This window comes from Phyllobacterium sp. 0TCS1.6A, assembly GCF_026420825.1.
GTDB lineage: Bacteria > Pseudomonadota > Alphaproteobacteria > Rhizobiales > Rhizobiaceae > Phyllobacterium.
This window is the reverse complement of record NZ_JAPMAB010000003.1, coordinates 380,429-392,714: the sequence shown is the minus strand read 5'-3', so window position 1 is coordinate 392,714 and position 12,286 is coordinate 380,429. Positions and strand designations below refer to the sequence as shown.

Sequence of the window (12,286 nt, the reverse complement as noted above, 5' to 3'; positions counted from 1 at the left end):
AATCCTTACGTTGTGCGATCGCTCCCGCCAGCGCTTCCTTTGCGGCATCTTCATATCACTGTATCAACGGGCGGGTCCGCTCTCACGGCTGCGGTGCATCCGGCTTTCATTGCCCGCGTCGGAAATCGTTATTCAGTCCAAAGGCCGCAACGGGCGGGGAACTCTAGGGCGCGACTTCGTTTATCGTACCTGGCAAGATAGGCTTCGACCCGGTCGGGGTGCTGACCCTGGAAGAACGATATGTGCGCGCCGCTTTCCGGATACCGGATAGGTTTCAGCAGGTCGGCGAGGTCAATGTTTTCTACCGCGAGGCGGGAGCAAAGGATGCACCGGTCCTTTTGCTGCTGCACGGCTTCCCGACGTCGAGCCACATGTTCCGGGACCTCATACCGCAACTGGCTGACAATTATCATGTGATTGCGCCAGATCTCCCCGGTTTCGGATATACGTCGGCCCCGCCGCGTGGAATGTTCGAATACACATTCGACAACTTGGCTAAGGTCATCGGCGGTTTTGTCGACGCGTTGGGATTGAACAAATATGCGCTTTACATCTTCGACTATGGTGCGCCGGTAGGGCTGAGGCTTGCAGTTGCTCATCCTGAGCGCGTGACCGCTCTGATCAGTCAGAATGGCAACGCCTACCTCGAGGGGGTCAGCGATGAGTGGGATGCCTGGCGGGCCTATTGGCAGGATGACACGCCGGAAAATCGCGAGGCGTGCCGCTCAGCGCTTTCGGCCGACGTCATCGAAAACTGGCAGTACCGAACCGGCGCGAACCCACGCCTGCTCGGCCCCGATGGATATATGCTGGACATCGCCCTCATGGCCCGTCCTGGTGCAGAAGAGATCCAGCTGGACCTCATTCACGACTATGCCAGCAATATCGAGCGGTGCCCGGAATTCCAGTCGTATTTTCGCGAACATCAACCACCCTTTCTCACCGTATGGGGCCGGCATGATCCTGCGTTCATCCCCGCAGGCGCCGAAGCCTACAAACGTGACCTTCCTGACGGGCAGGTTCATTTCCTGGATACAGGCCATTTCGCGCTCGAAACCCATTCAACGGAGGTCGCAAGTATCATCAGGAGCTTTCTAAGACAGCACCTTTGAAGGGTCCGAGTTGAACCCATCGTTGGGTTAGCCGTTAAAGCACCGGAGTTTCGAGACTGGATTGGATCAGCTGTGCTTGTGAACGGTATTGGCATCAGAATGCCGTCACACTTGTAACTCTCACCCTTCGATTTCGTGTTCTAATCTATACTCACAGTTATCTGCAGGTCATAGGAGGAGACGATCATGCCTCGTAGGAAAGGTGATAACGGAATTCCAAAGATCGTAGAGCGCGCCACGTTCCAAGCAGAACTGGACGCATTGCGTGTTCGAGAGAAGTCCCACATGAGAGAAGGTGATGCCATCGCGGCCTCCCGCCGCCGACTTCCCATGGTGGCGGTGGACGGGGCGACGCCGCTTGTCGGGGAGCGCGGAACGATGACGCTGCTGGACGCCTTCGAGGGCCGCCAAATGCTCATTGCCTACTACTATATGTGGTTCAACGGCCGACCCGCGCCGGAGCAATGCGAAGGCTGTACCTTCTTCACCGCCCAGGTTCGTGAGCTTTCCCATATCCATTCGCGCGACGTTACCTACGCTAACTTCTGCCAGGGTTCCTATGACGAAAGTGTCCTCTATCGCGACTTCATGGGCTGGAAAATGCCATGGTATTCGGTAGAGATTTCGGCCGACACGCTGCTCGCCGGCCGCCGGCCAGGCATGATGTACCTCATCTGTTATCTCCGGCAGGGATCGGACGTATTCGAGACCTACTGGACGACCCGTCGCGGCGTCGAAGCTATGGACAACACTTATCGCCTGCTCGACCTGACGGTCTACGGACGGCAGGAGGATTGGGAAGACGCGCCCGCCGGGTGGCCACAGCATTGGGGCGAAACCAACCATCCTTTTCGTCGCGGCGGCCGGCCAATCTCTCAATGGCAGCGCTTGGAGGCTGGGCATTCCGATGATCTGGGCACGCGCAGCTCATGACGTCGCCTGAGCGATTTCCGCGCGAGCTTGGTGAACGGTCCGCGAAAGTAGATGATCATGAATTCTGATCGCATCGACAATCTGATGGCGTCCGTGCCTCGCGCCCTGGCGGTTCGCGCCGCGCTGGACCTTGGCATCTTCACCCTGCTCGGAGACAGGGCGATGACCGCCAAAGGCCTTGGAGCAGCACTCGAGATTGATCCGGATCGTCTATCACGGCTTCTATACGCATTGGCCAGCATCGATCTTCTCGAGATCAGCGCTGATCAGTTTCGCAACGGGGTAGAAGCCTCTGCCTATCTTGATGCGACCAAGCCGACCTATCGCGGCGCCGATCATGCGCTGCTGCGGGAGCTCTGGGGAGCAGACCTTTTGACGGCCGACTCTCTGCGCCAGAACGGACCCGCCGCCCTGCATGATTTTTCCGACGCGGACCCCGCGGCCGCAGCGGCCTTCAACCGCAAGCTGGCACCTGGTGCGCTGAATTTCGGCCGACAATTGGCAAGCGCAATGGACTTCTCTCGCGTCGGTTCGGTCATAGACATCGGTGGGGGTCCCGGAACAATTCTCGTCGGCCTTCGCGAATCCTGGCCGCATATCGTTGCAACAGTAATGGAGCTAGCGACCGTCGCGGCGATAACGGCGGACATTCTGTCGGAATATGGCAGCCGCGACATCGCTGTCGAAGTGGGGGACATATGTGCGGCACCCTCCACGGGCCGGCACGATCTGGCGATTCTGAAGGCCGTCGTGCAGGTTCTTCCGCCCGACCGGGCACGAAGTTCGATTTTGAATGCGGCACGCTGCCTCATACCCGGGGGTGAGATTATGATCGCGGGATGGGGGGTCGTGGATGATGATCGACTTGGACCGCCCGAGGGAGTCTTTCTGAACTTGACCTTTCTGAACCTCTATCGTCATGGCGAAGCCTATGCCGAAGCTCAGTATCGCGCGTGGATGACAGAAGCCGGATTCAGGGACATTACGAGGTCACGCCTCGGCGACGGCTCTACATTGTTTCGCGCGCACCTTGGTCGCGACTGATCAGGATCCCACGTCGCGACGATTGCAGATCAGGTCATGCTGCAACATCAGTCACACGCGATCGAAGTCGTCGACTCCGGGTTTCGATCAGCGCTTCGGTGTACTATTGCTAATAGCTACGGTGCGAACTCTTCATCTGTGACGAGCTTGCCCCATTCGACGTTCTTGCCGTCCTTCATGTAGGAAATCGCGATGTGGCCCATGCCGGTCTTGTCGGTTGCCCCATGCCAATGATTGACGTCGACCGGAATCCAGACGACATCTCCCGGATTGATCTCCCGCTTTTCACTTCCCTCCTGCTGAACCCACCCCTTGCCCGAAGTGACGATCAGCATCTGGCCGGCGGGATGCGTGTGCCAAGCGGTACGAGCGCCTGGAGCGAAGGTTACATGACCGCCTGTGCCATGCGTGAACTCGTTCGCCGGAAACAGCGAGTTGACGACGACGTGCCCACTGAACAAATTGGCGTCGCCTAGCGCGGATGGTGCCGACGCATTCGGTGTGATCTCGATGGCCTGCGCATGGGCAATCGCCGTCGACAGCGTGACAAGCGATGCGGCTGCAATCAGCTTCTTCATTTCGGTTCCTTTCCCATGGTGGTCGAAGACTTCGGGGGTTGCCGAAGCTGTGGTCATCGCTGCGCAGATAGTCTGACCAGCCGATCCTTTGAAGGTCCTTGCCCTCGTGGTGAGCGATTGGTGGTAATGATGAGGAGATCGTCGCCGACCGGCAGCACATGCCGGACACGCTCACCCAGGTTGACTACGGGCTGGAGCGCTCGGTTTTGCCGATCGAGCACATAAAGCCCGCGGCCCTGTAGGGCCGTTACCAGCAGCTCGTTGCCGGCGAAAGCAATCCCCGATGGCGCCCAAGTGTCATCTCCCGAATGGAGGAACGGCGTCTGCATACCCTCCTGGGCTTCGTCGCCCGAGATGACAGGCCAGCCGTAATTGGCGCCGGGCGTAATCAAATTGATCTCATCGAGAGCGGCCTGACCGTGTTCGGCAACAAGCAACTCACCGTCGGCATTCCACGCCAATCCTTGAGGATTGCGGTGGCCATAGGAATAGATTAACGAGCCTTGAAACGGGTTGTCTTCTGGAATGCCGCCCTCGAGCGTCAGGCGGAGAACCTTGCCAGCGAGGCTTTTGAGGTTCTGGGGGCGCTCATAGTTTTCGGTCCAGCCTGTCGTGACATAGAGATGGCCGTCAGGGCCGATGGCAATTCGGCCGCCGTTGTAAAGCCGGTGGCCAGGAATCGTGTCAACGAGCACAGCGGTTTCGCGCCACGTATTCCCGTCAAATTTGGCGGCAACGACCCGGTTGGCCGGCTCCAACCCGGATGAATAGGAATAATAGAAAAAGGCCCGATCGCTGTCGGCGAAATCCGGCGCAAGCGCTATGCCAAGCAGTCCCGCGCCGCCTTCGGTTCTCAACGGATCGGTTGTTTCGAGAGCGGACCGCTGAACTTTTCCGTCCTCGATAATCACAACGGACCCGGCTTTTTCGGTGAGGATCAGCCGTTTGCCGTCGCGAACAATGTCCCAGGGGTAATCCAGACCGTCGGCGACGACGCTGGACGTCCACGCACTCTCACCATGATTCAGAATTGGCGTGGAGGCATCCTGCGCTATCGAAGAGCCCAGCGCGCAGCTTCCTGCCAGCAAGACCAAAAGAGTTGCGTAAAAGTGCTTCGTCATGCCTGTCCTTCTGTTCTCCGCAATGGGCGTACTCTTGTGCTTCGTCAGCCCGTACGCCGTTGACCCTCAACCCTTTGAGGTGATTTTTACGGTTGCCGCGCGGGCGCGTTCACCGATCATCGGCGCGAGATAGCGGCTCGTGGCGTATTTGCGGCGGTATGCTTCATCGATGCGATCGTTGAGAGCGCCATCGACCGGTTCGAAGACCACTTCCCTGGTCATGCCGGCGGCTGTGATGCGGCCTGCCTTCTGACGGATCGCGGCCTGATACCAGCGCGATTTCTGGCCATTATAGCCGCGAACATAGAGCCCGCCGTCCACGACAACCGACCAGATCCAGGTCAGCGTGCCGTAGGTGGTGCCGTCTTCGCGGAGCGGCGCGATATGCAGGTCGTCGCTTTCAGCTATCTTGTGCAGTTCATCTTCGGGCCATGTGTTCATTGCAAGTACTCCCTGAATTTGGGCGCTTGATCGCGTGTGTCCATGTCCGTCGTGCGCGCTAGTCTTTCGCTTGTTCGACGGTGACTGCGGCAGAGCCGGTAATGCGTAGTGCCTCGATGCCCTGGTCGATATGCCCGAGTTTCACGAGACCGGGCGAATGGCGGAAATCCTTGTGAAACAGAGCAAGATTGCCCCACGGCGCGTAATAGGTGACGTCACCGGCCTTGGGATCGATTCCCGACGGAGCTCCCTGCGTGCTGAGCTTCCGTGGCAAATAGGCGATCTTCTCGGTCGCTGCAAAATCCTCAAGCGTGACAGTCAGCGGCAGCATGGCGATGAAATCGCGCGTTGTAGCATTGTCTTCGAGGGTTGCCGTCACGACCGTCCCGTTGAGCGTGAATCTGACCTTCATGGCTGCCTCATTGGTCTGGGCGTGAGCTGCGTGGGCGACGAGTGTCTGCAGCGTCGCTGCGAAGAGGATTCCGCGAGCAAGTGACACCGCAGCACCCGGCATTGTGCTCGTTCGAGGTATGTTTGAACCAGTCCACGACTTTACCATCCTTTGGCCGCCCCGGATTAGCTGCGGCGCTTTTCAAAGATGGCCTTGGCAACCGGCAGCGCCGACATCGCGTTAGGCCAGCCGGCGTAGAATGCCAGATGGGTGATGACTTCGGCGGCTTGTTCTTCGGTCAGCCCGTTGTCCATGGCTTTGTTCAGGTGGAAGGCGATCTGTTCAACCTGACCGACCGAGATCAGCGCGGCGACCGTGACAAGGCTGCGATCCCGCGGCGCCAGATCGGGGCGCAGCCATAGGTCACGGAAGAGATAGTCGGTCGTGTACTGAACGAGGCCGGGAGCAACGCTGCCGAACTGGTTGCCGACAGTGGTGGCGCGTTGTGCTTCCACCGGTTCGTCCAGCGGCAGAGGCGGAGATTCGACGGCTGCGAGCTGATCCGGGCCGATGCCTCGCTTGGCAAAAGCTTCGCTCACGGGACCGATCGTGGCCATAGCCTTTCCCCAGCCGGAATAATAGGCGAGATGCGTGATCGCCTCCGAGATCTCGGATGGCTTCACGCCGTTCTCAAGCGCCTGATCGGCGTAGTAGGTGAGAGCCGGGGCTTCTCCTCGCGCGATCAGCGCGGCAATCGTGACGAGGCTGCGATCGCGCCGGTCGAGGCCGGGGCGCTGCCAGACGTCGCCGTAGAGGCGTTGCTGCGTATACTCTTCAAGGGCGGGCGCCACCGAGCGAACCTGATCGGGCGAGAAACGGCGGCCTTCGACATTGGGCTGTTGAGCTCCTGCATCCGAGGCAGTCATCATCATAACTCCTATGAACGGTGCGATTAGATGTTTCATCCGGGTCTCCTGAAATTCCTGGCTGGCTGTTGCGATGAGGGATACGTCAACTGTGGTCGAACTGCTTTTCGGTGATGGGATCACTCCGGGCCAAAGCTTTGACAGGGTAGATCGCTTCATTACGCACACATTCCGGTTCTCTCGCTCACCGCTGCCTGGCGCTGAGCTGGAAATTGTCTGTCTCGAAAAGCTTGCGGGACGTGATCATGTCCTTGGTGATGTCGACATATTTCCTGAAGTGCGGAGATTCACGGTGGGATTCGTAGGCAGCCTGGTCCGCATACATCTCGAAGAACCTGAGGTGATTGGGTTTGCCTTTGATCGACACCGCGTAGAGCGCAAGGACGCCTGGCTCGACGCGGATGGATTCTTCCATCTCCTCCTTCACGGCAGCCGAGTAGGCGGCCATCTGCGCCGGATCGATTTCCAGCTCCGCGATCCGGATCACCGGACCCTCGGCCTCCTGTGCCATCGCCGGCTGGACGGCAAGCGGAGCGATGATCGAAGCGGCGATGACGAGAAGACCTTTCAAGCTCATGACACGGCTCCAAATTGCTGCTTTTGGTTTGTGAAGACGCCAGCGCGCCTCCTCTGTGAGGAGACATATAGACCTTGTCGTTTGTTTCGATTAGACGCTAATATGAGATTGAACTTATACCTAGGGTCAATGAATGCAGCGGGAAGAACTTGGAGACCTGATGGCCTTCCTGGCGGTGGCCGAGGAGAAAAGCTTCACCAAGGCCGCCGCCCGGCTTGGCACGTCCCAGTCATCGCTCAGTTTGATTATTAAACGTCTGGAGGCACGGCTCGGAGTTCGGCTGCTGACCCGAACGACGCGAAGCGTTGCCCCAACGGCTGCGGGAGAACAGTTGTTCTCCACCCTCGCGCCCGCATTCGGCACTATCGATGCCCAATTATCGGCGCTCAGCGAATTCAGGGACAAGCCGGCGGGAAGCTTCCGGATTACCGCCGGCCAGCATGCAATCGACACCATTCTCTGGCCCAAGCTTTCCGCATTCCTCCTCGAATATCCTGACATCAAGGTCGAACTCATCGCAGAGTCTGCATTGACCGACATCGTGGCCGAGCGCTTCGATGCTGGGGTTCGGCTGGGTGATCAGGTCGAGAAAGACATGATTGCAGTCCGCATTGGGCCGCTGGCGCGAATGATCGTCGTTGGTGCGCCGTCCTGCTTTAGGGACCAACCGCCGCCGAAGTCGCCGCAGGAACTGACGGCGCACCGCTGCATCAACCTGCGGCTGCCGAGCTATGGCGGATTCTATGCTTGGGAGTTCGAACGAGACGGAGGCGAAATCCGGGTGAGGGTGGACGGTCAGGTGGCATTCAACGGGGTTCCCCAGATTGTGAAAGCTGCCCTGGACGGATACGGCCTCACCTATGTTCACGAAGACGTCGTTTGGGAGTATCTTGATGACGGGCGGCTTGTGCAGGTCCTCGACGATTGGACGCCGCCGTTTCCCGGGTACCATCTCTATTACCCCTCGCGCCGGCACCATTCGCCCGCGTTCACCTTGCTGGTCGAGGCATTGAAAGAGTGATCGAACGGCACCAGGTCAGCTCTGTCAGATCCAGTAGGTGAAATCGAACGGCATGGTCAGGCGCCTTAGAAAAACGCTGTAGAACGTCGGTATCCTAAGCCTTTTTGCTTTCTTTGCTTAATGCGGACAGCAGGATATGAAGGGCCAGATAACAGGCGCTAGAGCATTTCATGTTTTGTTAGAAGCATATCCCGCATTTGTGAGATAATTGGCGCATTCGCCGGGTTGGATTGTTTCGACCATGCTGCCGATGTGCTTCCATGTGTCGTCGATGGTTCGCTTTTGTACGTGTCGCATCCAGTGTTTGATCTTCGAAAATGCCTGCTCGATCGGATTGAGGTCCGGCGAGTAAGGTGGCAGGAACCAGAGCCGTGCACCGGCGGCTTTGATCATCTGACGGATGGCGGCCGACTTGTGACTGCCGAGATTATCCATGATGACGATGTCGCCTGGCTCGAGGACGGGAATCAACTGCTGCTCGACATAGGCACGAAAGCACAGGCCGTTGATCGGGCCGTCGAAGACACAAGGCGCTGTTAGCCGATCGTTCCTCAATGCACCGAGGAATGTCAGAGTGCGCCAGTGGCCGTGTGGCGCAAACGCCCGCAAACGCCGGCCTTTTGGTCCCCAGCCCCTGATGGGTGTCATGTTGGTCTTGATCCAGGTCTCGTCGATGAAGACGAGGCGTTCGGGATTTAGATGGTGTTGCAAGGTTTTCCATCGCTCTCGCCTGCGGGCGACATCGGCACGGGCCTGTTCAAGAGCGAACAACGTTTTTTTTGAAGCGCAGCCCCTCGCTGCGGATGAACTCCCAAATCGTATTATGGGAGACGATGATGCCCTGCGCTGCCAACTCGGCCTTCAGATCGTCATCCTTGCGTAGCGCATTGACCACCCCTAGAAGCTTGTTGTCGATGTCAGCGCTTTTGGATGTGGGATCCTCGCTGGCCAGTTCGCGCCGCTGCTCACCCAACCCCCGCCAGCGAGCTACGAAATCTTGGGCTCTTTTATCCAGGCGTTTACGTCGTTCATTCTCCATCCGGATCGTATCCCGAAGCAGCGCCGCCCGTTCGCCAGCATCGCTGGTCAACAGCTCATCGACAATGCCGGGGTTTCGTGCAAGCCCTGCACGCAAAAGGTTGGAATCTCCCGGCGCCAGACGGTTCATCGTCGAGCGCGCATTGCTCAGGCGCGTCTGCTGGCTGTCGAGAACCGGCAACCCTTTTCGTTTCAAACGCTCGGCGTCACAATAAGCTTCGGCATATTGGTCCAGCGCCCGATCGAACGCAGCCCGAGTTGGATCAGATCGATTTGCTGGACCCGGCCGATCCCGATCCGCCCCCTCGTTTCGAGCCTGAGGCAATTGGGAGGATGCTGGACCCTTGGGAAACTTCATCTTGTCAAAGATGCCTGCCTGCGACTTGCCGCGCAGCATGTCCCGACTGGGTTCGGGTTCCGGGCGTTGCGCTGTCTTCCCCGCCTTCGCGTCGCGGCTTGCCTTCAGCTTCTCACGAAAATCCAGCCAGACCCGTGTCAACAATGGCGCGGCCCGGCGCCGCTCAGCTTCCGCATCCGCCTTTTTTTGCCGGATCTGGGCGGCCTCAAACAGCGGCAGGTCGCCGTCAGCCTTGCGAATTTGCTTCAGACGAGCCCATTCACCCCTAATTGCCCTTGTGAGATCATCGCTCTCGCGTTTGTGTCGTTCGCGCATTGGTTTGAGCTTGTCATGATGCTCTTGCCAGATCGATTTCACCAACGTTTTGACACGCTCCTGTTGTTGGCCGGCCAAAGCAACCCTGCGCTCACGGTAAATCTCTTCATAGCGTTCGACCAGAGCCCTTTCAGACAGGGCAAACCCCACGATCTCCAGCTTGCTTAGACGCTGGCCGAAGCCAAGCATTCGCGCGAATGCACGAAGGCATGACAGGCGCGTTCAAAAATACCATTGCGGTTCTTTTTCACCTGGGTGATCGTCGAACGCTCGTCCTCAAAGATCTTTCGCCATTGCGGCTTAAATTCGCCCTTTGTGGTTTCCCGCGCCTTTGCAACCCGCTCTTTCGTTCGACGTGTCAGTGCGTCGCGCTCACGCGTTTGACTTGCATTGAGATCGACCCGCTCATCCCGATGAGACTCGCGTCACAAGCGATCTTGCTGATCGCGCCAGGCGACAAGTATCTCCCGCGCCACAGCTTGTTTTTCCGCTGCATGGTCCTGCGATGATTTCGAATTCGTATCTTTGGCCCGCAGCCCATGGTCACGGACGCGGTTGTTCTCCACCCGTTGCTCGCAAAAGATCCGTCAGCGCGAGCTCTCGTAAGCTTCTGCCCACCGGGACAGTCTGTACTGGTCCTGGCTGGTGTGGACAGCGCGCACCTCCGTTGGGTGCACCCGGTTGACGATCACATGGATATGCGGATGCAGCCGATCAGTATGCTCGACAATAACAGCCTGCGCCGCAGGCCCCGCAATGCGGAACAACCGACGGTCAAAGAGCGGCCTCTCTTCGCAACAAAACCACCAATGCCAGGATTGCCCGGCTTCTTTCCTTTCGCCTTCGCTGCGCTGATTCCAGCTTTTGTGCGTTCGGAGATCAGCGCACGTTCAAGCTGGGCTACGGCGCCGAGGACTTGCAGGGAAAACATGCCCTGCGGCGTCGATGTATCGATCGGATCCCGCAGCGATCGGAAATGTGCGCCCTGGCGGTGAGATCCTCGATGACTTCAAGCAGGTGGCTGACCGAACGCGCTAGGCGATCAAGGCGCACAACAACAAGGGTATCCCCGGCGCTGATCTCGCGGACGAGTTTGGCAAGGGCCGGTCGGTTGCGGGAAGCGCCGGAACCATGTTCCTCCACGATGAAGTCGCAGCCGACCGAGCGCAATTCGATTTCCTGCGCGTGTGTCGTCTGCTCGTCGGTGGAAACGCGGGCGTAGCCGATCAGGCGGGGAGTTTTGATCGCCCGGGTCATCGATCGGCCTGAGCATTGCGCCGGTCGTTTAGAAGCGTGAGCAGGGCTGGATTGATGTAGAGGTTCTCGCGTCCCGCTTTCACTTCCTCAAGTAAGCCGTTATCAGTGAGTGCCTTCAGATAGACAGAGGCCGCCTGACGTTTTGCAATGCCGGCTTGCACAAGGTCGCTGATCCGGCAGTAGGGGTTGACGAAAATCACTTCGGCCAGCTCTCGTGTGTAGAGCTTCGGGAGATCGCGGCGAATGCGTTCAGCGGTCTGATTGAGGAGATCGCGAATGGCGCGAATACGTGCGGTCGACCAATCTGCAGTCTCACGTACAGCTTCGAGCATGTAGAGAATCCACTCCTCCCAGGAGCCTTGGGTGGTGACAGCGAGAAGCCGATCATAATAGGCGCGCTTGTTGCCGATGATATATCGGCTGAGGTAGAGGACGGGGATGTCCAGCAGGCCTTTGTCTACCAGATAGAGAAGGTTGAGGACGCGGCCCGTACGGCCATTTCCATCGATAAAGGGATGGATAGCCTCAAACTGGTAGTGCATTACAGCCAGGCGAACCAGCGGATCGATTTCTTCCGCTTCGTGAATGTAGCGTTCCCAGTTGGCAAGCTTACCTCGGAGCAAATCCTGTCCTTCCGGCGGAGTGTAGATGACCGTGCCGGTAGCCTCGTTCATCAGTGCCGTGCCGGGCGTTGAGCGAACGTCGAGATCAACACCTTTGATCCTGCGGCAGACGGCGACGGCTGTGGATGTTGATACCGGGCGCTCTTTGAGCGACTGGAATCCTTCGCTGAGAGCTGTGCGATAGCGCAGCGCTTCTTTCGTAGCAGGATCGGCTTGATCACCAGACTCGTTGGCGAAGCGGAACAGTCGATCCGTGGTGGTGACAATGTTCTCGATTTCAGAACTCGCTTGCGCCTCAAGTAGCGGGATCGAGTTGATGAGGATCGACTGGTTGGGTATCAGGTGCCCTGAGACGCGGAGTTCGGCCAGCGACGCCCTTGCTGTGATACATGCCTTGAGTATGGCTTTCGTTTCGACCTCCTCGCGCGGCGGCAGGGACGGGAGATCATTATAGGGGCGATCAGGGCGGAACGTCATGTCGATCAATCCTCATTCTATCGACATGTCATCTTCGATATGTCGATAGTACCGACACGTCAGGGGCTTGTGTC

Annotated in this window: 12 protein-coding genes and 2 pseudogenes; 4 read left to right on the top strand and 10 right to left on the bottom strand. The window is 58.4% G+C overall.

Annotated elements, in window-relative coordinates; genetic code table 11:
• Positions 1–221 precede the first annotated feature (221 nt).
• From OSJ75_RS10065 to OSJ75_RS10055, 3 genes are all read left to right on the top strand, one after another.
• On the top strand, positions 222–1,112 hold the full coding sequence (locus OSJ75_RS10065) for an alpha/beta fold hydrolase (protein ID WP_416362551.1): 891 nt from the start codon (positions 222–224) through the stop codon (positions 1,110–1,112).
• Positions 1,113–1,298: 186 nt separating this feature from the next.
• The gene (locus OSJ75_RS10060; RefSeq protein WP_267227845.1) at positions 1,299–2,045 is read left to right on the top strand and encodes a DUF899 family protein; all 747 of its coding nucleotides are present in this window, start codon (positions 1,299–1,301) and stop codon (positions 2,043–2,045) included.
• 51 nt (positions 2,046–2,096) lie between these two features.
• On the top strand, positions 2,097–3,089 hold the full coding sequence (locus OSJ75_RS10055; protein ID WP_267227843.1) for a methyltransferase: 993 nt from the start codon (positions 2,097–2,099) through the stop codon (positions 3,087–3,089).
• Positions 3,090–3,205: 116 nt separating this feature from the next.
• Here OSJ75_RS10055 and OSJ75_RS10050 read toward each other — a convergent pair whose 3' ends face one another.
• The 6 genes from OSJ75_RS10050 to OSJ75_RS10025 form a co-directional block, all read right to left on the bottom strand.
• Positions 3,206–3,667, bottom strand: a complete 462-nt coding sequence (locus OSJ75_RS10050; protein WP_267227842.1) for a cupin domain-containing protein — start codon at positions 3,665–3,667, stop codon at positions 3,206–3,208.
• 53 nt (positions 3,668–3,720) lie between these two features.
• Positions 3,721–4,788 (bottom strand): PQQ-dependent sugar dehydrogenase, encoded by a 1,068-nt coding sequence (locus OSJ75_RS10045; RefSeq protein WP_416362542.1) that lies wholly within the window; start codon positions 4,786–4,788, stop codon positions 3,721–3,723.
• A 66-nt stretch (positions 4,789–4,854) separates the two neighbouring features.
• Positions 4,855–5,229: a DUF2255 family protein gene (locus OSJ75_RS10040; RefSeq protein WP_267227841.1), complete on the bottom strand. Its 375-nt coding sequence runs from the start codon at positions 5,227–5,229 to the stop codon at positions 4,855–4,857.
• Positions 5,230–5,287: 58 nt separating this feature from the next.
• Positions 5,288–5,728 carry a cyclophilin-like fold protein gene (locus OSJ75_RS10035; protein WP_267227840.1) on the bottom strand — a complete coding sequence of 147 codons (441 nt, stop codon included), beginning with the start codon at positions 5,726–5,728 and terminating at the stop codon, positions 5,288–5,290.
• Positions 5,729–5,805: 77 nt separating this feature from the next.
• Positions 5,806–6,585: a carboxymuconolactone decarboxylase family protein gene (locus OSJ75_RS10030; protein ID WP_267227839.1), complete on the bottom strand. Its 780-nt coding sequence runs from the start codon at positions 6,583–6,585 to the stop codon at positions 5,806–5,808.
• Between the two features lie 145 nt (positions 6,586–6,730).
• Complete coding sequence (locus OSJ75_RS10025) at positions 6,731–7,123, bottom strand: putative quinol monooxygenase (RefSeq protein WP_267227838.1); 393 nt, start codon at positions 7,121–7,123, stop codon at positions 6,731–6,733.
• 133 nt (positions 7,124–7,256) lie between these two features.
• Here OSJ75_RS10025 and OSJ75_RS10020 point away from each other — a divergent pair, with 133 nt between their 5' ends.
• The gene (locus OSJ75_RS10020; RefSeq protein ID WP_267227837.1) at positions 7,257–8,144 is read left to right on the top strand and encodes a LysR family transcriptional regulator; all 888 of its coding nucleotides are present in this window, start codon (positions 7,257–7,259) and stop codon (positions 8,142–8,144) included.
• A 168-nt stretch (positions 8,145–8,312) separates the two neighbouring features.
• Here OSJ75_RS10020 and OSJ75_RS10015 read toward each other — a convergent pair.
• From OSJ75_RS10015 to fic, 4 genes and pseudogenes are all read right to left on the bottom strand, one after another.
• A pseudogene (locus OSJ75_RS10015) lies at positions 8,313–9,009 on the bottom strand (IS630 family transposase); the annotation flags it as partial.
• Positions 9,010–10,442: 1,433 nt separating this feature from the next.
• Positions 10,443–10,622, bottom strand: a complete 180-nt coding sequence (locus OSJ75_RS22930) for a relaxase/mobilization nuclease domain-containing protein (protein WP_416362541.1) — start codon at positions 10,620–10,622, stop codon at positions 10,443–10,445.
• 41 nt (positions 10,623–10,663) lie between these two features.
• Positions 10,664–11,112: pseudogene (locus OSJ75_RS10010) on the bottom strand (recombinase family protein); the annotation flags it as partial.
• Complete coding sequence (gene fic / locus OSJ75_RS10005; RefSeq protein WP_267228045.1) at positions 11,109–12,212, bottom strand: protein adenylyltransferase Fic; 1,104 nt, start codon at positions 12,210–12,212, stop codon at positions 11,109–11,111. The pseudogene OSJ75_RS10010 and the gene fic, both read right to left, overlap by 4 nt.
• Between the last annotated feature and the right edge of the window lie 74 nt (positions 12,213–12,286).

Coding starts and splice junctions, on each gene's coding strand:
- OSJ75_RS10060 (WP_267227845.1), top strand. CDS start 1,299: ATGCCTCGTAGGAAAGGTGATAACGGAATTCCAAAGATCGTAGAGCGC.
- OSJ75_RS10055 (WP_267227843.1), top strand. CDS start 2,097: ATGATCATGAATTCTGATCGCATCGACAATCTGATGGCGTCCGTGCCT.
- OSJ75_RS10050 (WP_267227842.1), bottom strand. CDS start 3,667: ATGAAGAAGCTGATTGCAGCCGCATCGCTTGTCACGCTGTCGACGGCG.
- OSJ75_RS10045 (WP_416362542.1), bottom strand. CDS start 4,788: ATGACGAAGCACTTTTACGCAACTCTTTTGGTCTTGCTGGCAGGAAGC.
- OSJ75_RS10040 (WP_267227841.1), bottom strand. CDS start 5,229: ATGAACACATGGCCCGAAGATGAACTGCACAAGATAGCTGAAAGCGAC.
- OSJ75_RS10030 (WP_267227839.1), bottom strand. CDS start 6,585: ATGAAACATCTAATCGCACCGTTCATAGGAGTTATGATGATGACTGCC.
- OSJ75_RS10025 (WP_267227838.1), bottom strand. CDS start 7,123: ATGAGCTTGAAAGGTCTTCTCGTCATCGCCGCTTCGATCATCGCTCCG.
- OSJ75_RS10020 (WP_267227837.1), top strand. CDS start 7,257: ATGCAGCGGGAAGAACTTGGAGACCTGATGGCCTTCCTGGCGGTGGCC.
- fic (WP_267228045.1), bottom strand. CDS start 12,212: ATGACGTTCCGCCCTGATCGCCCCTATAATGATCTCCCGTCCCTGCCG.